Raw genomic sequence first — 19,745 nt, 5'->3', positions numbered from 1 at the left:
ATGGAACGCATGTTTTCTGCAGCGTTGACGTCGCCAGCCAAGATCGATGATGAGACCAAGGGCGTCGGCGCAAGTGTCGTCGTTTCCGAGGGTATCCTGCTCCAACTGCTCGATGGCGGAAACGTCGATCGCCTGTCCGTCACGATGGTTTTCGATCCGGACGCTGATCCGGACGAGGACGCGGCTGTTTTTAACGCGGCCTTGATCGAAACGGCGGTTTCAGCCCGTGCCGCCATTATCCAGGCCGACGCGGAAGAACGGGTGAAGCTCATCCAAACCGAAGCTGATCTGCGCATCTCGATCGCCGAGAACGACGCAAGCGACCGCATTGCTCTGATCGAGGCAGCTGCCACTGCCAGGATCGAGAAGGCGGAGGAAGAGGCGGCGGTGAAGATCGCGGCGGCGGTGGCCCCGCCCGATCCGGACAAACCCGCCGTTAAATCCAAGCCCAAATAGACCTGTCCCTTCCTCGCAAGCCAGGCCTTAGCGACAGGGCGGCATCTTTCTTCCGCCGCCCTGTCGTTTCTTTGAACTGCCCCGATCCTCAACCAAGGAACCGTCAATGCGAAGTTTCTATTCCGGCCTACTCGCCGTTGCCTTTTGTATTTCTGCTCCTGTGCTGCTTACCTCCTGCGGCGATGACGACGATGTGACAGTGCGCCGTCCGGCTGTTCATCTCAGTGCTCACGTCGTGATGCCCTACGAAATCGACGACTTGCGCCTCACACTTCCTGCCAGCTTCACCGTCAACCAGCCGTCGATCGCGGATGTCATGGCACCCGAGGCCGTCAAAACCATCGACCGCCTGAAGCCGGAATACGAAGAAGCGCTGGCGACCGATGCCCTCAACTTCACCGAGGTCCGACGAAGGACCTGATCCTTCGCGCAATTGAAATCTGCCGGGCGCGTCTCGCGCGTCCGGTTTTCTCCCTACTGCATGCCGTCATCTTGAAACCGGAACGACCCCATGACCTACGCAACCATCGACGCACTTGTCGCCCGAGCCGGTGAACGGGAAATTCTGCAGGTTGCCGATCGGAACAGTGACGGCGCGGCGGATCCCGACGTGATCGCCGAGGCTCTCGCCAATGCCGACAATACGATCGACGGCTACATCGCCACGCAATACGTCCTGCCGCTGCCTGTTATCCCCGGCCTCGTGACCACCTGGGCCGTGTCGATCGCGCGCTATTGGCTGCACCGCAACCTGCCGCCAGAAAACGTCGTGAAGGATTACGACGACGCCATTGCCGCCCTGAAGGACGTCGCGCGCGGGCAGATCAAGCTGCCGCTGCCGAGCGGCGCGACCCCGACGACGAATGGTGGCGACTATCTGATTTTCGCGCCGGCCGAGGTGTTTGGCTGCGACACGCTGCGGGGCTGGCGATGATAGCCCTGATCGTTGACCGCCTGAAAACGGAAGCCCCGGCACTTCCTTTCGTCGATATGGCCGAGGACCTGGACGCCATCTTCAAGGGCACCGCACCCGGCGACGGCTACACCTATGTCGTGCCGTTCCGCGAGAAAGGCACTGCGAACAAGGTTGCGACCGGTGGCTTCATGCAGGTTGTCGGCTTCCAGTTCCTCGTCGCCTTCGTCCTGCGCCGTCACGATGACGCCAAGGGTGGCCTGCGGGCTCTCCAGTTCGACGCCATCAAAGGTGACATTCAAAACGCCCTGGCCGGCTGGGAGCCGACAGAACACAGCATCCCGATCGAGCTCGTGGGCGGCGAAGGCACGCCGATCGGCAACAACATCACGATCTACGTCCAGACGTGGGAGACCACGTACCTTCTCACCGGAGCCTGAAACATGACGCAACCCACATCCGGCGGCACCTATCTGCGGGACCCCGAAACCGGCGAACTCACCCTCGTTCAGGCCGCAACAGCCTGGGCCAAGAAAGCCCCGGAACCAACGCCGGACGTGTCGGCCGCCGGGACAACGGAGCCAGCGCCGATCACCGAAACCGAAACCGAAACGCCGGCAGTACCGGGTCGGAAAGGAAAAGCACATGGCGCTTGAGCCGAAATATTTCCGGAAGATGGCCTGCAAGGTCAAGGTCGAAACCGAGTATGGCGAGGATGCCTTGCCGGTCGCCGGCGACAACATTCTTATGAGCAATGTCAACTTTCGCCCCATGGTCGCCCAGCGCCTGACGCGAGATTTGATGTTGCCCTGGCTCGGCAACCAGGGCGTCATTCTTGCCGGCATTTACGCGACCATCGAAGGCGATATCGAAATCGCAGGCTCCGGTGTACTGGGCACGCCGCCGAAATGGGGCTCGGTCGCAAAAATGACCGGCATGGCCGAGACCATTACGCCCGGCCAGAAGGTCGAATATAGCCGGGTCGAGGATGGCGATAGCGGCTCCGTTTATTTCGTGATCGGCAAGATCCAGCATGTCCTTCTCGGTGCCAAGGCAAACCTTGCTCCAAGCCTTACCTCCTCGCAGATCCCGCGCATGCGCGCCACGATCACGGGCCTTCTCGGAACCATCACAGATACGGCCAATCCTGTGGTGACAAAGACCGGCTGGACGAAGCCGGTACCGGTTTCGAAGGACAATACCACCTTGAGCATCCACGGCTGGGATGCGGTGGCCGAGAGCCTTTCCATCAACCTTGGAAACACGGTGACGCCGTCCTTCCTGATCGGCGATGAGCTGATTGCCATCACCGGCGTCAACGCCACCGGCACGGCCGTCGTGCGGCCGGCCGACCTCGCAACGATCAACTTTTTTCAGAAGGCGATCGACCGATCCGAGGGGGTCATCAACTGCGTTCACGGCAAGACGGCCGGTAACATTGTCGAATTCCAGATGGCGCAAGTGGAAACGGGCGAGCCGGAACCCGGCAATACCGATGGGTTCCTCAACTATTCGCTGGCGCTCGACATCCTCAACCATGGCACGGGCGACATCAAGATCGTCGTTCGCTGACGCCGCCGCTCTTTTTCTTCTAACGCAACGGAGACCAATCGCATGAAATTCGCACTCATTGATTCCTACCGCTACTGGTGGCCGGTGACCATCCTGCCGCCCGATCCGGACAATGCCGGGAAGGTGCTGAAGCAGACCATGAAGATCGAGTTCGAAGCGGAAAACCGCGACGAAGCGATTGCGCGCATGGAAAAGGTCGCAACTCTTCCGCCTTCGGAGCAGGACGCGCACGAACTCGATGAGTTGCGTCGGATCGTCAAGAACTGGGACGAAGTTACCGAAGCGGACCTCAAGACACCGGTTCCGTTCACCCCTGAAGTTTTTGAAAAGGCCCTTAAAAACGTCTGGTTCCGGATTGGCGTCTATCGCGCCTATGGCGAAAGCCTCGCGGCCGACAAGGCGCGCCTGGGAAACTAACCGCCGCCGCGCGTGCCTGGGTTTTTTTCCGGCACGGCGTGGCGGATCCGGAGGCAACAGCCACCCTCGACGATGATCTTATCGAGGATTTCCGGATCCTCGGTTTCGAATTCGAAGACGACGAAGCCCAACCGAAAGAAGACGACGTGCTCGGCATCTGGCGAGAAAACTGGCCAAGCTTTCAGGCCTTCCTTGGTTGCCAGACCCAATGGCGCGGTGCGCCTAGTCTCACGCGCATGATCTGGACCGGCCTCGACTATAACGCCGTCGAAGTGGTGATGCGACGGCAGAAGTCTCCGGAGCATGTGTTCGAAGACCTGCAGCATATGGAAGCCAAGGCCCTCGAAGCCTTTGCGGAGATCAAGCATTGACCGTCAATCTGGACATGGTTTTTCGCGCCGATACCTCTGCCGTCAAGCCGGCGGCAGAGGTCGTAAAGCGTGAAATGGATGGCGTGGCCAACGAGGTGGCCGATGCGACGGCGGCGTTAGAAAAACACTCCGCCGCACTGGAGCGGGATGCGGACGTGTCGCGAAAGGCAGCCGCAGCCGCCAATGACGAGAAAGCGGCGCGGGACCGTGTCAATCAGGCAATGGCCGCTCGGCCGCGCCCGACGCCGAAAGCCGCCCCATCGTCATCGCCGTCCACTTTGCCTGTACAGCCGTCCGGCGAAGGTGCCGGCGGGCCGACGCAAAAGATGCTGGACGATCTGCGCCGGCAGTATAGCCCGCGCTACGCAGCCCTTATGGAATATCGCGAAACCGTCGAGGGGATCCGCAAGGCAAACAAGCTCGGTGCGATCGGTCACGACGAAATGACAGCCGCGATCGGTCGCCAGCGGCAGGCAACGTTGACACTTCTCCAGACACAGAGAACGCAGCAGCAGCGCCAGAAGGGCAGCGGTCCCCAGCAGCTTGAACCGTGGCAAAAGACGCAACTGGCCTATCAGGCCAATGACACCGTCCAGTCGCTCCTGCTCGGCATGCCGATCCAGCAAGTCGCCCTGCAGCAAGGCCCGCAAATCATTCAGGCTTATGGCGGCATCGGCAACGCCATGAAGGCCGCCGCTGCCGCCGCGACGCCTTTGCGCCTCGCCGTGGGCGGAACCACCGCCGTGGTTTTGGCTGGCAGCATCGCCTGGAACCAGTATCTGCACTCGGTAAAGGAGGTAGAGACCGCAGCCACCGGGCTGGGCCGCAGCACCGCCGGCACAGCCGCGTCGATGGAGCGCGCAGCGCAAGCCGGTGCGGCCGCAGCGAATATTTCTGTCTCGGCCGCGCGATCCATGGAGGCGCAGTTTCTGCGCACCGGTCGTATCGGCTCGGAAAACTTCGAGGCCCTGATTGGTATTTCCAGGGATTTTGGTGCCACCTTCGGCCTCAGCGCCGAAGACGCCGGCGCAAAACTTGCGGAGATGTTTGCAGACCCGGCAAAGGCAGCGGAGACCCTGTACCGGCAGTATGGCCTGATCAACGGTGCGACGGCCGAATATGCGCGCAAGCTCGCAGCCCAGAATGACCTGTCCGGCGCGCAGCGCGTCCTGCTCGATGCGCTGCCGTCTCAACTCGCTGATGCCAGCGAAGCCACCACGGCTCTCGGCCGCGCATGGCAGTCCGTCGCCACTGCCGCATCCAATGCCTGGGACGCGATTGGTAGCGGCGTTAACGCGGCGATCGAGGGACCGACCCGTGATGAGCGGATCCAGGAACTGGAAGCGGCCCGTGCCCGAACCTCTGCCCGACCCGTCTTCACCCTTGGAATGGGTAAAGGCATTCGTGACAGATCTGAGCGTGATCGGGTCGAACTGCAGACGCTGCAGGTGGAGCGCCGCCGCGAGCAAGAAGATGCGGAACGGGTCAGGGCTTTTTACCAGCTGCGCGCCAATGGCGCTGTAGCATCCGGGATCGCGGAAAAATCTCCGGCAAACGCATCTCCACTCCGGCGCAAGCAGCTCACCGATGATATTGCCGCCATGGAACGCCGTCGCAATGTCGATGAAATGGGCGGGGTGGAAAACGAGAATATTGCCCGTGCGATCGACGCGAAAACGCGGGCGCTGCAAACACTGATCCCCGAGGAAAAGAGAGCCGCCGAGATCGCCGCTCTTGATCTGCGCCTTCAGACCGAACGTGATCCTTTGGTGCGGGCCGATATCGCCGCTGCGCGCACACGTCTGCAGCTTGCCGGGCAGGAGATTGAAACTGGCAAGGCGGAGGCGCAGATTGCCGCCGCACGGAAGAATTCTCTCGATCAGGCTGCAGCGGCCGACGCCACGGCACGGGAAGGCAGAAACCGCGCGCTGGACGCATCGGTTGAGCGTCAGCAATTCGAAAACTCTCTGATTGGCAAGACAAAGACCGAGCAGGAACGTCTGCGGCAGGAATATGAACTTATCAGCCAGGTCAAAGAGGATGCCTGGGCGCGTGGGAAGAAAGAGGATACGGCCGAGATACTGCGTATCCGCGAAAAAGTTGCGGAACTAGGCAGGTTGAAGGCAGCGCTTAATTCCGCGTCATCGCGCGGCCCTCTGCTCAATAGTCCGGCTGCAGATGATCGGGATGCCTATCTCGACCAGTCCGCCGAGCAGGCACGTATTCGCCAGGAAGCCGCCATTCGGCGCTCAAGCCTTTTTGCCCGGTCCCCTCAGGAGCAAGCAGCCATCGCTCGTCGTGAGGCCGAACTTGTTGCCGACAGCGAAAAAGACAATCCGAAAACGCGCAAACTGCGAATCGATACTGCAGAAAAAGAAGCCTATGAGCGCGCCGAGAAGAGCCTTACGGACGCCCAGCTTGAACGGGGCCGGTCGCTCGACCTGACGCTCGACAGCCAACGCCTGGAGATCTCCCTCATCGGGGCGACCGCCAGCGAAGCAGCTCGCCTGCGGATGGAATATCAACTGACAGCGCAGGTTAAAGAAGACGCTGCCCGCAACAACACCAAGGTTGACGAAGCCGAACTTGCACGTATTCGCCTGAAATCCGCCGAATTCGGACGTCTGGCGGAAATGCAGGCTCGCGCCGATCTTCGCCAGAATGCCCGCTTTGAGCTTGAACAGCTCGGACGCACCGACCGAGAGCAGACGATCGCCTCTCAGCTGCAGGGCGCGGGGCTAGAGGTCGATCTTGCCTCCGAAGATGCAGCCCTACTGCGCAATATCGAGATCCTGAAGGAAAAGAAGAAGGCCTGGGAAGACATCCGCGATGTCGGTCGTGATGCGATCGACCAGCTCGTGGACGGCGCTTCCTCGGGACTGGATGGCCTCGCGGATGCTGCAGAAAGCGTCGGCAAGGATATCGTCAAGCAGCTGCTGACGCTCAGCACAGCAAATCCTTTGAAAAACGCGGTTTACGGCGACAATCTGCCAACCATGGAGAGTGTCGGCGGTATCGGTGGATTCTTCGGGGCGATGTTGGGTGGAAAAAACCCGGTGACGGCTGCGGCAGGTCAGGCGTTGCAATCTGTCGGCTCGATGTCCGTTTCGGCTGGCACCGTCATGATTAACGGGGCTGCGATCGGTGGCGCGGCCGATCCATTCAAGGCTCTGCTCGGGGCAGGCCCTGCAGCGAACAACAACACACAGATCGACCTCGCGGCGCAGGCTATCAAGTCGATTGAAAGTGGCGGAAATTATCGCGCGCTCGGCCCTGTTACTCGAAATGGTGATCGTGCCTATGGCGCGTATCAGGTGATGGGCAACAATGTAGGTCCGTGGAGCGAGGCAACGTTGGGCCGCCGTCTTTCGCCGACCGAATTTCTCAACGACAACAGCGCCCAGGATGCGATCTTCAAGAAATATTTTGGCGGCTATATCGACAAGTTCGGGATGAGCGGCGCGTCTCAGGCATGGTTTGGTGGTCCCGGCTCGGTAGGACGGGGCGGCGCTGGCGCTGATATTCTCGGCACGACCGGCACGGCTTATGTCGGAAAATTCGAAGAGGCTCTCGGGCGTGCCACCGCGTCGACCAATGTTGCCAGTCAGGGCCTTGGCCAGCTGGGTGGCGGGCTTGGTCAGTTCGGGCAGACGCTGCTCAGCGCAGCCGGCAATGCAGCCGGCGGCGGTGGTGGCCTTGGTGGCCTTCTCGGCACGATCGTAAACGGTATCGGATCGATTTTCACCGGCGGAGCGTCCGCTGATCCCTGGGCAGGAATGCGTACCGCCGGGCCAAAAAGCTTTTCGGTCGGCGGCTGGACTGGCGACGGCGACCCACGCGAGCCCGCCGGCGTTGTTCATGGCAAGGAATTCGTCGTCAAGGCCCCTGTCGTTGCACGGCCCGGCGTAAGAGCTTTCCTCCAAGCGTTAAACGACAACGACTTGCCGGGTTTTTCTAACGGCGGCTTCGTGCCGGGCGGGTCGGTTATTTCTTACGCTCCGTTGATGGGCGGCAATCAGAACAGCGGCAGATCCGAGCCGCCGATCAATGTATTCGTCGAGAATAACACCGGCATCCCGATTAAAAACGAGAGGAAAGAGGAGCGCGACGCTCACGGGCGTCGTCAGTACCGGTACGTCCTGGACAGCATGCATGCGGCCAACATGACGGAAGCGGGCTCGGAGAGTAACCGCGCGCTGCAGAGCATGGGCCTGCCGCCAATGGGGATCAGGCGCTGATGCTGACATGGCCTGCTGAACTCCCGCTCCCGAACCGCGAGGGCTGGCAGCGCGGTCTGGAAGACCCGCGTCAAGACCGCACATCGACGGCCGGGCCGGTGCTGCCGCGTCTGATCCATGGCGTTATAATCCGCAACGTCTCATTGGTCATGGATATCGACCGGGCGCAGCTGGCCGTCTTCGACCGGTTCCTTGAGGACGATACGGCGATCGGCAGTCTGCCATTTTTGATGCCTGACCCGATCACCGATGGGTGGCCGGCGCTGACATCGAGCGGGCAGCCGATCCTGATGCCGGACGGCCGGCCGCTGCTTATGTCGTCCCGCAAGCGTTGCTATTTCGGCAAGCCGCTGCCCACCGATGTGCCGATCGGCAATCGGTTCCGGGTGTCGTACCGGCTGGTGGTTCTGCGATGAGGCGATACTCCCTGGACGGTCGCCAAGCCCACCGCGACGAATTCTCGGCCGAGCAATGGGCGATCCTGTTTTTCATCGACCATCCGGACATGCTGGCACCGGTGCGGCTGTCCACTCATCCCACCGAAGAACTGTCCTACATGCCGCCGCTTTTCTGCACGCGATCGACGTGGATGACGCCCGATCCTGCCGCCAATCCGTTTTTGTATGTGCCGATGGAAACCATGCTGCCCTCCGACAAAGAAGACGCGCCTGCGGCCGGCAACATAATCATCGTCAATGCCAGCCCGCAGATTGCCACGCTGCTGCGTTCGGTGCGCGATCAGGCGACGATCCATTTCGCGATGGTCAACCCGCGCACCCCAAACGTCCTTCAGCAGGAGCATCTCGACCTGCTGCTGATCGACAGCGTCATCACGCCCGGTGAGGTCACGATCAATTTTTCCCGAGAGCCAACAGAGTTCGAAATGGACCCCGAGGGGCTGATGACCAAATACCGTTTTCCGGGGCTGCACCGATGACCCATTGGACCTCCGCCTATATCGGCATCCCATTCCGCGAGCACGGCCGCTCTTCCACCGGCGTCGATTGCTGGGGGCTGGCCTGCGTGATCTATGCGGGCGAGCTCGGCATCCAGTTGCCCGGCTATACCGAGGCCTATGCGAGTGTCGCCGAGATGGCCGAGATCGATGCCGAGATCGGCGGCGCGGCCGATAGCCCCATGTGGCTGGAGGCCAGCCGACCGCAGACATTCGACATCGCCGTGTTCCGTGTCGGCACATTGCGTCGGCACCTCGGCATCGTCGTCGCGCCGGGCATGATGATCCATGCCCATGACGATTGCACCAAGATCGAGCACTACAAGGCTCCGAAGTGGGAGCATCGTCTGACGGGCATTTATCGCCACGTTGAAATGGCTTCGAGGGCTGCTTTATGAGCGCTCAAGCCGCCCGCGTCATTGCCATGCCCGTCGCCGATCCCGGCATTGCCCGCATTCACGGCGTGGCCCCGGCCGGCGCATCTGTCGCGGAGATCGTCGATAAATTCTTGCCGGGCTTTCCAGCGGCCGAGCACGAAACAATCCGCGTTGTCCTGGTCTCGCGGCGTGGATCGACCGTCGTCAGCTACAAGCGCTGGACCCGCGTCAAGCCGAAGCCGCATGTCACCGTCATCATCCGTCCGATACCGGGAAAAGACGCCCTGCGCTCGATCCTGCAGATCGTCATCTCGATCGCCGCCGTGTCGCTCGGCCAATATTGGGGTGCGGCTCTTGCCTCGGGCATGACGGCGACGGGTGCAGCCATCGTCAAGGCCGGCCTTACGGTCGCCCTCAACGCCATCGGCATGCTGGCGCTCAATGCGCTCATTCCGCCAGCCGCGCCGTCCAGCAACGAGCGCAAGACCAACTATACGATTTCGGGCTGGAAGAATCGGATTGAGCCGAACGGCGTCATCCCTGACGTGGTCGGCAAGCACCGTTACGCCCCGCCGTTTGCCGTGCCGCCATATTGGACGATCAAGGGCGATGACCTTTGGGTGACCGGCACATTTTTGGTCGGTTACGGCAGCAACGACCCGGCCGGCGGCATCGCTATGAGCGATTACAAGATCGGCGATACGTCGCTGTCGGAATTTGACGCCGAATCCTATGTGGTGGAGGTGCGGGAGGGCGTCCCGGGTGACCTGCCGTTGTCGCTGGTCCCCTACACGATCTGGCAAGAAAATATCGGGGTCGAACTCACCCGCCCCTATCCGCGTGCCGCAGACGGCGACATCGAAGATGACGAAGACACGATCGAAACGCCGGTGGTGCGCAACACCGGCTCGAACGCCTCGGGCTGCTCGGTGATCCTGGGCTGGCAGGGCGGCCTCGGCAAGGTCAACGACAGTGGAGACTACAAGTCGAAGACCGTCGAGTTCCGGATCAGACAGCGCCTTGTCGGCACTGTGGAATGGCAGGAGGTCGAGACGATCAAGGTTAAGGCCAAGAAGCTGGGCGAAGGGTTTTCTCGACAGCACTCCTGGACTTTTCCGGTTCGCGGCACCTGGGCCATCGAACTGACGCGCCTGACCGATGAGCATATCGACAGCCAGACACAGTCGCGATCGACCTGGGAGGCACTGCAGACCATCCGTCCCGAATACCCCATCAACGAGAAAAAGCCGATGGCGCTGGTGGCTCTGCACATCAAAGCGACGCATCAGCTGTCCGGCACGCTCGATAATTTCAACTTGCTCGCGTCCCGGCGCTGTAAGGATTACGACCATACGAGCGGCGAGTGGATCACCCGAGAGACCAGCAATCCGGCCTCGCTGCTGCGCTATAAACAGCAGGGGCTGGGGGCGACCCGGCCGGCTCCCGACAGCGGCATCGATATCGCGAAGCTTGAAGACTGGCACGATTTCTGCCGGGTCAAAGGGCTCAAATATGACCGCGTCCATGACGACAGTGCCAACCATCTGGAGCGACTGGTCGAGGTTGCTCGTGCCGGCCGGGCATCGCCCCGCCATGACGGTCGCCAGCGCACAGTCATTATTGATCGCCCTGACGAGATAGCGATTGATGAGGTCAGCGAGCGGAATGCGGGCGATATCAGCGTGCGCCGCGTCTATCTGCGCCCGCCGCATGCATTCCGGATCACGTTCAACGACGCGACAAACAATTACGAGCCCTCCGAGCGCTGGGTGCGCTGGCCGGGCTATGAGGGCGAGATCACCATCACCGAGCAGCTGGCGCTGCCCGGAAAAACGCACCCGGACGAGGTCTTTGTCGAGGCCAAGCGCCGGATGTTTGAGGCAATCTACCGCCAGGAGGTGATCACCTATCTGCAGTCGGGTGCAACCCGCGTCGCCACGCGCGGCGATCACGTCAAAATGTCGCTTTCGACGTTTCACGAGGCGCAGATCTCGGCGCGTATTCTTGCCGTCGAGGGGCCGCTGGTGGAACTGGATGCGCCAGTGTCCATGGAGGCCGGCAAAAACTATGTCGTGCTGTTCCGCGTCTTCCCGGACAATGACGACCAGGTCGGAATGAACGTGCTGCGCACCGTCAAGACCGAGGCGGGCTCCAGCCGCCTGATCCAGATGACCGGGCTCGGTGCGCAGCCAAAGCCCGGTGAATCCATTTATTTTGGCGAGGCCGGAAACGAGACCTCGCAGGTCCTCATCACCCAGGTCGAAGCCGGAGAAGGGTTTTCGGGCTATTATCGTGGCGTGCCCGCCGCGCCGGAAATCGACGAACTGACGGACGCGCTGGAGATCGAGCCCTGGTCGAGCCTTGTCGGCCATGAGATCGCCGAGAATTTCCAGACGCCGCCTGCTCCACGCTGGATCAGCCTCGGCAGCGGTCTGGCCGACACCGGCACGGGCGGCACGGTCGAGGCGTTGCTGACGGCCGGCAATGGTCCGGTCTATTCTGCGCGTTACAAAATAGAGCACAGGCTATCGGGCGCACCGGCCTGGGTGACGATCAACGTGCCGGCGATCAATGGCGGCGTCGAGATCGAGGGCGTCTACACCAAGGGCCAGCATGTCGAGCTGCGCGCCCAGGCGCTGTCGCTGACGGGCGTGGCCGGCCCGTTCGGCCCCACCGCCACCGTCATCGTCGGTGCCAACGATATCGATCTGCCTGCCGCGCTCGATGCCAGCACGATCAGCGTCGGCCGGCTGCTCGGCGGCGCTGTCATCACCGGCCAGACGACGGATGATACTGCCACCAGCCACCTGCAGCTTTATCACTCCAGGACAACCACCGTGAACACCGCGACGGATGCCGTGGGTCAGCCGATCGCCGTCAACCCGTCCCGGTCCTTCAGCATTCCGCATGGCGACACGACCCGTTCCAACCTGCTGGATAACGGCACCTTCGACAGCGCCACCGGCTGGGTGCTCGGGACCGGCTGGGGGATTACAGCCGGCAAGGCAACCCACGCGCAGGGAACGGCCGGCGTGCTCAACCAGGACAGGGCAATGACGGCCGCCAAATTCTATAGGTTTGGCTACACCCTCTCTGGCCGCATCACCGGCGCGCTGACAATCAAGCTGCTCGGCACCTCCACGCAAACCGGCGTCGGCAAATCGGTCAATGGGCCGATCAGCGACCGCATCCAGGCGGTGACCGGCAGTGCAACCGTCTCGTTTGACGCGAGCCCCACGTTCAACGGCTCGATCGACGACGCCTTCATGTTCCTGGAGACGACTACCTGCCTCGCAGCGGGCAACCATTATTACTGGCTGGAGCCCCGCAACGACGATGGCGTTGCCGGGCCGCTCGCCGGTCCTTTTAGCGTCACGATACAATAGGACGGATTTTCGAATGGCAATGCATGGCGTTAGAACGACCGAGTGGGACAATCTGCTGCTTGCAGATACGCTGCTCGCCAACCGCAACGACACGTCCGGGCAGATCACGACCGCACGACTGGCGGCGCAGCTGTCGGCGATTTTCGGGCCGACGGTCGGGTTGGCAACGGACCTCGCTACCGAAGACGGCCTTGCCTGGGATGAGGACACGATTGCCAAGGTGGTCGCCGATGGCTCGCAGAACGGCGTCTGGAAAAAGAATGGCCCGGCCGGGGCTGGCAACTGGACCAAAATCGGGCCGCTGCCAGAGGCCGATCTAGGCGCAATCGAAGTTGATCTGGATGCGATCCGCGCGACACGAATTATTGCGACAGGGCTGGCTGCGGTAACCGCTGGCGGCACGCTCGGTGGTGACACCACGATCAGCGTTCCGGTGGCCACCAATGCCGAGGCGCTGGCGGGACTGCTCACCGACAAGGCTGTTGTCCCATCAACCCTTAAAGTGACAGTCGATGCGGCCATTGACGCCCTGATCAACGGTGCGCCGGGCGCGCTGAACGCCCTGAACGAGCTGGCAGCGGCTCTTGGCAACGATGCCAATTTTGCCGCGACCACGGCAGCGGCGTTTAACGATCGCGCCCTCAAGACTATCCAGATCGTCGCCACGGGTCTGGCTGGCGTCACAGCAGGCGGTACGCTCGCCGGCAACACGACGATCAATGTGCCTGCGGCAACGGACGCCGAGACGCTTGCTGGTCTGCTTACGAACAAGGCCGTGGTCCCGGCCGGCCTGAAGGTCGCGCTTGATGCCGCTGTTTCCGGACTGATCAACGGCGCACCGGGCGCGCTGAACGCCCTGAACGAACTGGCGGCTGCGCTGGGCAATGACGCCAATTTTGCCACGACCACGGCGACGGCGATCGGCGAGCGAGCCCTCAAAACCGTTCAGATCGCCGCATCGGGTCTGGCCGTCGTGGCGGTGGGCGGCACGCTTGCCGGCAACACAACAATCCACGTTCCGGTGGCCACCAATGCCGAGGCGCTGGCGGGACTGCTCACCGACAAGGCTGTTGTCCCATCAACCCTTAAAGTGACAGTCGATGCGGCCATTGACGCCCTGATCAACGGCGCGCCGGGCGCGCTGAATGCCCTCAACGAGCTTGCGGCAGCTCTGGGCAATGATGCCAATTTTGCCGCGACCACGGCAGCGGCGCTTAACGATCGCGCCCTCAAGACTATCCAGATCGTCGCCACGGGTCTGGCTGGCGTCTCAGCAGGCGGTACGCTCGCTGGCAACACGACGATCAATGTGCCTGCGGCAACGGACGCGGAGACGCTCGCCGGTGTGATCGCGAACAAGGCCGTGGTTCCGTCCGGCCTGAAGGTGGTCAAGGATGGGCTGATTTCGAGCATCGACGCAACATCGCTCATCCACCTCACCAATATCGGCGGGACCGGTGACGCGATCACGGCCGAGGTGCCGGCCTCCGCAACCGGTTTGAATAGTGGTCATATCGCAACCTTCGTGCCGCTCGCGACCAACAGCGCGCTGCGGCCGACACTGACGGTTGGCGGCTTTACGCGCGAGCTGCTCGGGCCGGCCGGCGAGTATCTGGCGGCCTTTGCGCTGGTGCCTGGCACCCGCTACAGCTACCACGTCACCGGTCCCGGATCGGCGCGCATCATTTCCGGGGATTTTGCGCCGGGTGCCGTCGCCAAGACCGGGGTATTGCGCACCGAGACTGCAGGCGGATTGGTCAACACGATCGTCGTCAATCCGCTCGGGATCTACGACAACCAGTTGCTGGACGGGCAAGTTGTCGAGGTCAAATTCTCTGGCATAAACCTGCTGCCGCCTGTCCTGAAAGTCGGCACCAACCCGACTTTCCCGATCTGCAACGAGTACGGTATCGAGATCCCGGCGAACTCGACGCGCGCGAACGAAGTTGCTCACCTGATCTATAAAGCGAGCCCCGCGCCGCATTTCCGTTGGCCCGGATTTTCGCTGCGGCAACGCGTCCAGAACTTTCAGACCAGGGCCATCATGGAAACCGCTGTCACAGGAGGCGCTGTGCTGCCGGCCGAGCCATTTATGCTGGCCGGGTTAAACAGCGCTGGCGATGGTGGACAGGCGATGTACAGCACCGCCAGTCAGGTGTTTCGCTCGGCGGCAGGTGCCGGCGTGCTTGTTGATGTCACCACGCCGGCCCGCGCCCTCGGCGTCACATCCGTGCTCGATGGCGTCAAGCCGCCAGACGGCAAGGTGCCGCTGCAGTCCGCGCTCGCTCGTCAATATCCGGACGCTGCCGCTCAACTCCCGCTCACCGGCTATTATCTGCTGCGCGGCGCGGATCAGCCGCGATTGCACCAGATCTCGTTTTCCGGCTCTGGCGGGCTGCTGGAGATAGATGCCTCAACGATCCCGATCAACCAGCCGTTTCGCATATCCTCGCGGCACATGGGCACGTCGCATGTTGTCATCGACGCCGGCTACAGCAACAAGTGGACCGATTTTGCCGATCAGCGCTACATCGATGTGCCGTCTGGCACGTCGCTGATCATCGAGCGCAGTAAAGAAGATCAATTCGTGATTGTCGCGTCCCGCGAAGTCTATGGTCTGATCACAGGTCTTGCAGACTTTGCCCGCTCGCCCCGGACGAAGACGATTTTGACAGTCGGCCAGTCGCTGATGACCCAAGCGTTTAACTATGGCTGGGGCGCGGGATGGTTTCAGCAGCGCTATGCCGAGCTGGTGGCGAACGCGAAGGTCAATTTCATCTGCGCGGCGCGCGGCGGCAGCGGTATTTGCGAGCGCGATGGACCCCCTGTCGGAAACTGGTGGGTCGATATGAGCAATCCTGAAGCGCCAGCCGATGGTCCGCTGCTGATCGAGGCGGAGGCGATCATCGCCAATCGTGCCGGCGACCTCTCGCAGCCGCAGATCAGCGCTATCATCTGGGACCAGGGCCAAACGACGGCAGGCGTGATCGACACGCCGCAGAACCCAAATCCGTCGATGACGCAGCAGATGTACAAGGACGCCACCACCTACGCGCTCGCCCGGCTGCGCAGCATGGCCGGAGGGTCCGTGCCTGTGATTTTCCAGCGCCTCGGCCGCTCTACGCTGGCGACCCCGACGCCCAGCCGCTGGCAGGCAATTCGCAGGCTTCAGCTGGAGATCATTGAGGATGAGATCGGGGTGCATCTGGGTCCGGAGACGTGGGACTTGCCTTATAAGGATTCCCTTCATCCGGACTATTACGGGCAGCTGGAAATGGGGCGTCGGCTTGCCGAGGCCGTGGCGAGCGTCGAGGGCGTCGCCGGCGTCCATACCTATCTGACAATCTCGGCGGCGGTCTATACCGCTGCGACCCGCACCATCACCGTGACAGTCACGGGCGGCTCGCTGCGGCGGTTCCAAGACCCAACTGGCTTCACGGTCCACAATGCTGCCGGGGTCAAAGTCACCATCGCGCGAATTCATTGGGTCTCGACCACGCAGATGCGGCTGTTTCTGACCGCAGATGCGACGGGCGGGATGCTCTATTTCTTGTACGGGGCCGGTGACGAGATCGATGAGACGGCAATCACCCGGATCGTCATCTCGCCATCCTACCAGTTCATGACCAACCCGATCAGACCGGGTGCATTCCCGCTCTAAGCCGGCCGCGACGCGGTCCTCTTCGGTCCCGAGGCTCGGGGCCGATGCGCCAGGTGCCGGAGAGATCACTCCCTCCGGAAGACGGGGTCAAGTTTGGCGACCGAACCCGTCCGACAGTAATCAAGGATAACCGTCACACCCAGGCCCTTGCGGGCACCTCTCTGTGACTGATTCCCCGAAAGTATGAAATGCCTAACGATGCCCAATTGAGAGACGTCCTGAACACTCAGCCTCCGGCCGCGTGGATCGGCGGAAAGCGCACCTTGGCCCCGCGCCTTGTGCAGAGGATTTCTCAAACACCACACAATATATATGCCGAACCCTTCGTGGGCATGGGTGGCGTATTTTTCCGCCGCAGACGCGTGCCTAGGACAGAGGTCATCAACGACCGCAATGGCGAGGTTGTGAACCTCTTCCGGATCTTGCAGCGGCATTACCCGCAGTTCATGGACACCCTCAAATTTCAGATTACATCGCGCAAGGAATTTGCTCGGTTGAAAGCTTGCGACCCCGCGACCCTAACCGATCTGGAGCGGGCAGCCCGGTTCCTCTATCTGCAAAAGCTGGCATTCGGCGGCAAGGTCTCGGGCCAGACTTTCGGCGTCGATACGAGCCGGGATGCCCGCTTCAATCTTAACCGGCTCGCGCCACTCCTGGAGGACGTCCATGAGCGCCTTTCAGGAGTGGTAATCGAAAACCTCGACTGGGCAGCGTTCATCGATCGCTACGATCGTCCCGAGACACTCTTCTATCTGGATCCACCATATTTCGGGAACGAGGACGACTACGGCAAGGCCTTGTTTGGCCCTGAGCAATTCGAACTGATGGCCGAAAAGCTCTCGGGCATACGAGGATCGTTCATTGTTTCCATCAACGACGTGCAGCCGATACGAAAGATATTCAGGGAGTTTACCTTTGCCGAGGCGGAGCTGAATTACTCAGTCGGCGGGGGCAAAGGAACACCGGCTCGGGAGTTGATCATCACGTCGTTCGGACGTTAGCGCGGACAATTTTGCCGTCCAGAAGCTGATGCCGATCTGTCCAAAAGGTGCCGCCGCGCCACACCGAGGCGCGTGCCGCCGTAGCGCCCGGCCATGGCGTCGAGAAAACCCGGCGCCAGATTCCCTGCATTGTGTAGGGGGGTGTTACCTTCTGGACACGGACCATTGTCAGCCTGCAAGACGAAAACACTAACGATTTCATCGCGATAAAATAAAAAAGAGTAGAAAATAATCTCGCGGGAAAATGCAAAAAGGGCGATGAAAGTGAGCGAATTCTGCGCGACCTTCTGGACAAATCGCGCATTTTGGCAGCAAAAATCGCGCAAGGCTGCGCAGACATCAAGCATTTGATCAGAAAGAACTTTTTTCGAGGTTTGTGAGCAAGAGAGGCCGGACGGTACGAGCCGAGGGCCGCATGCCGAACAATTGCGGCTGTTTGAGGTGGGAAATCTCTTCCCACCTCAAAGGCAAAGTTCCCACTTAAGACAAGCTATTGAAAATGTTTATTTAAATTATCACGTTGCCGTATGCTCGGAGACTCCGAGGTGGGAACGCAGTATTGGCTGGCGAATACTTTTCACGGTTTGCGTCTGATGATTCAATGTGATGCGCTGCCGATGGAAGGTCGGGCATTTTGCCCTACCTTGGCCGAAAATGCCCGACCTTGCCTAACCCATTGTGCAGACTTCATAATTCTGGCCGAACCGCGTCTAGTATGCGGCGTTAAGGTCTGGCATCGAACTGATACGCATCCTTGGCAGTAAAGCGACGGCGGATGTTTTAAGGTCCGAAAACGTTGCGGACCTTAAACGAGGATTTCGGACCTCGGTTAATATACTGTATCTAAATGATAATTTATTGAATTTCTAGCCGTTCGGCCCGGTTAAGGTCCGAAATTAGTAGATCGTGTTTTTTGGTTTAATATAGTATATCTCACGGTATGAGCCCAATCGTTTACACTTTGGAACTGAAAAGCAAGGAAGCTCGCGATGCGGTCAACCGGTTGGTTGCCAGTATGTCGAACCGGCAGGGCTTCTACAAAAATGTGGGCGAGCATCTTCTGAATTCGACGGCCGACAACTTCCGGCTTGAGCGCAGCCCGGAGGGCGTTCCCTGGAAGCGCCTCATGCCGAAGACAATTGCCAAGCGCGAAAAACTGGGCCAGGTGCCGATAACGATCCTGCGAGCCCGTGGCCGTCTGGCCGGGTCCGTCAACATGGTCGCGACCAACGAGGAGGCGCGGCTCGGAACGCCGGTGCCGCACGCCGCTATTCACCAGCTTGGCGGCGAGATCAAGAAGGAGGAACGGCAGCAGACGATCTACCAGCGCTATGACGCCAAGACCGATACGCTGGATCAGAGGTTTCGCCGGAAATCGAAGAGCAACTTTGCGCGCGACGTAACCGTCAAGGCTCACGTCATCCATATCCCCGCCCGGCCCTATCTTGGAGCATCCGAGGACGATGAAAAGATCATCGTCGGTATAGCGGAAGAGTGGCTGTTGTCGGAGAATCCCGATTTGAGCTAAGCAGTAGTGGTTTATGCAAACGAAATTTTTTCGTTTGCATAAACCTGCCGTGCAATGGCAAAATTTGCCGTTGCTGTTTCATGCTGACCAACGGATCAAACGTGCAATTTTTGCGCCTTTGATTTTGCCAAGCGGCAATTTTTGCCAGTTGGCAAAATTTGCCGTCTGCCACCGGTGATGAGGCGATCAAACGGCAAAAACCAACGGCCGAAATCAAACGGCAAAAATTGCCACTTGATTTTGAACCTTGGGACGTGGGGGAATTGATGGGCGGCTAGGCCAAGCCCAGATTAACGAGGATTTCTGCTGCCTCGCGGACAGACGGCAAAGCAATGCCCTTTGGGAGATGCGCAGGCAGGGCCTGCCATGCCCTGCCAAGGTTGCCGTTCGCCTCGCCCTTCATGAGGCGCATCAGGGGAAGCACCCAAACCGGTGCGGTGTTTTCCGGCATTGGCGGATGTTGCGGCGGGGTTTCCACCGGCAGGGCAAAGACGCCATCCATATCGGCATCCACGGGCGGCAAGTCGAGAAGCCGGGCTATCAGGGCATCGAAAGCGCGGGCCGGGAAGCTGGATGCGTGGTAGACGTAGCGCCTGCCCTTGCGGTCCTTCAAAGTGCGCCGCCGCCAGTTGCCCATGGTCGCCTTGCGCGTGATCCCTGTCTTGCTGTCTGGCAGGCCGGGGAGACGGAGCGCCGCCAGTTCGGCGGCGTCGTACCATTCTTGGATATGGGCCTTGTCGCGGACGATCCGCAGGAGGAGGGTTTCAAGATAGGTCAGACGCCTTTGGGCGTAGGCCCATTCCGAGGCGGACACATTCACTGTGAGCTCAAGACTATCGTTACCAAACATGGGTTCACCTGATTTGCAAA

18 protein-coding genes are annotated in these 19,745 nt (G+C 60.8%); 16 read left to right on the top strand and 2 right to left on the bottom strand.

The features are described 5' to 3' along the window. The 15 genes from PY308_RS07475 to PY308_RS07405 all read left to right on the top strand — a co-directional run bounded on the left by PY308_RS07475 (nucleotide 1) and on the right by PY308_RS07405 (nucleotide 17,347). On the top strand, nucleotides 1-456 hold the full coding sequence (locus PY308_RS07475; RefSeq protein ID WP_275789701.1) for a hypothetical protein: 456 nt from the start codon (nucleotides 1-3) through the stop codon (nucleotides 454-456). A 106-nt stretch (nucleotides 457-562) separates the two neighbouring features. Then, nucleotides 563-877, top strand: coding sequence for a hypothetical protein (locus PY308_RS07470; protein WP_275789699.1), 315 nt, complete (start codon nucleotides 563-565; stop codon nucleotides 875-877). Nucleotides 878-967: 90 nt separating this feature from the next. Continuing rightward, nucleotides 968-1,390 carry a gp436 family protein gene (locus PY308_RS07465; RefSeq protein ID WP_275789697.1) on the top strand — a complete coding sequence of 141 codons (423 nt, stop codon included), beginning with the start codon at nucleotides 968-970 and terminating at the stop codon, nucleotides 1,388-1,390. Continuing rightward, complete coding sequence (locus PY308_RS07460) at nucleotides 1,387-1,809, top strand: phage tail terminator protein (RefSeq protein WP_275789695.1); 423 nt, start codon at nucleotides 1,387-1,389, stop codon at nucleotides 1,807-1,809. Before PY308_RS07465 ends, PY308_RS07460 begins: the two co-directional genes overlap by 4 nt. 3 nt (nucleotides 1,810-1,812) lie before the next feature. After that, entirely contained in the window at nucleotides 1,813-2,025 is a 213-nt protein-coding gene (locus tag PY308_RS07455) for a hypothetical protein (RefSeq protein WP_275789694.1), read from the top strand. Then, nucleotides 2,015-2,941, top strand: a complete 927-nt coding sequence (locus tag PY308_RS07450; protein WP_275789692.1) for a hypothetical protein — start codon at nucleotides 2,015-2,017, stop codon at nucleotides 2,939-2,941. Before PY308_RS07455 ends, PY308_RS07450 begins: the two co-directional genes overlap by 11 nt. Before the next feature lie 42 nt (nucleotides 2,942-2,983). Further along, nucleotides 2,984-3,358, top strand: a complete 375-nt coding sequence (locus PY308_RS07445; protein WP_275789690.1) for a hypothetical protein — start codon at nucleotides 2,984-2,986, stop codon at nucleotides 3,356-3,358. Nucleotides 3,359-3,396: 38 nt separating this feature from the next. Further along, nucleotides 3,397-3,729, top strand: coding sequence for a DUF1799 domain-containing protein (locus PY308_RS07440; protein ID WP_275789687.1), 333 nt, complete (start codon nucleotides 3,397-3,399; stop codon nucleotides 3,727-3,729). Continuing rightward, nucleotides 3,726-7,967, top strand: coding sequence for a phage tail length tape measure family protein (locus tag PY308_RS07435; RefSeq protein WP_275789685.1), 4,242 nt, complete (start codon nucleotides 3,726-3,728; stop codon nucleotides 7,965-7,967). The genes PY308_RS07440 and PY308_RS07435 overlap by 4 nt, the downstream gene beginning before the upstream one ends. Continuing rightward, entirely contained in the window at nucleotides 7,967-8,383 is a 417-nt protein-coding gene (locus tag PY308_RS07430) for a hypothetical protein (RefSeq protein ID WP_275789682.1), read from the top strand. The genes PY308_RS07435 and PY308_RS07430 overlap by 1 nt, the downstream gene beginning before the upstream one ends. Further along, nucleotides 8,380-8,904 (top strand): hypothetical protein, encoded by a 525-nt coding sequence (locus PY308_RS07425; protein ID WP_275789680.1) that lies wholly within the window; start codon nucleotides 8,380-8,382, stop codon nucleotides 8,902-8,904. The genes PY308_RS07430 and PY308_RS07425 overlap by 4 nt, the downstream gene beginning before the upstream one ends. Then, entirely contained in the window at nucleotides 8,901-9,320 is a 420-nt protein-coding gene (locus PY308_RS07420; protein WP_275789678.1) for a C40 family peptidase, read from the top strand. The genes PY308_RS07425 and PY308_RS07420 overlap by 4 nt, the downstream gene beginning before the upstream one ends. Next, nucleotides 9,317-12,685 (top strand): TipJ family phage tail tip protein, encoded by a 3,369-nt coding sequence (gene gpJ, locus PY308_RS07415; protein ID WP_275789677.1) that lies wholly within the window; start codon nucleotides 9,317-9,319, stop codon nucleotides 12,683-12,685. Before PY308_RS07420 ends, gpJ begins: the two co-directional genes overlap by 4 nt. Nucleotides 12,686-12,698: 13 nt before the next feature. Continuing rightward, entirely contained in the window at nucleotides 12,699-16,346 is a 3,648-nt protein-coding gene (locus PY308_RS07410; RefSeq protein ID WP_275789676.1) for an autotransporter outer membrane beta-barrel domain-containing protein, read from the top strand. 188 nt (nucleotides 16,347-16,534) lie between these two features. Next, on the top strand, nucleotides 16,535-17,347 hold the full coding sequence (locus tag PY308_RS07405; RefSeq protein WP_275789674.1) for a DNA adenine methylase: 813 nt from the start codon (nucleotides 16,535-16,537) through the stop codon (nucleotides 17,345-17,347). Here PY308_RS07405 and PY308_RS07400 read toward each other — a convergent pair. Next, entirely contained in the window at nucleotides 17,344-17,694 is a 351-nt protein-coding gene (locus PY308_RS07400) for a hypothetical protein (RefSeq protein ID WP_275789672.1), read from the bottom strand. The genes PY308_RS07405 and PY308_RS07400 overlap by 4 nt on opposite strands. A gap of 593 nt (nucleotides 17,695-18,287) precedes the next feature. Here PY308_RS07400 and PY308_RS07395 point away from each other — a divergent pair. Next, entirely contained in the window at nucleotides 18,288-18,875 is a 588-nt protein-coding gene (locus PY308_RS07395) for a phage virion morphogenesis protein (RefSeq protein WP_275789670.1), read from the top strand. A gap of 274 nt (nucleotides 18,876-19,149) precedes the next feature. Here PY308_RS07395 and PY308_RS07390 read toward each other — a convergent pair whose 3' ends face one another. Further along, on the bottom strand, nucleotides 19,150-19,725 hold the full coding sequence (locus PY308_RS07390) for a DNA-binding protein (protein WP_275789669.1): 576 nt from the start codon (nucleotides 19,723-19,725) through the stop codon (nucleotides 19,150-19,152). Nucleotides 19,726-19,745: the final 20 nt, after the last annotated feature.

Source organism: Pararhizobium gei (assembly GCF_029223885.1).
Classification (GTDB): Bacteria; Pseudomonadota; Alphaproteobacteria; order Rhizobiales; family Rhizobiaceae; genus Pararhizobium; species Pararhizobium gei.
Note: the sequence above shows the minus strand (reverse complement) of the source record. Positions and strands in the feature narration are given on the sequence as shown.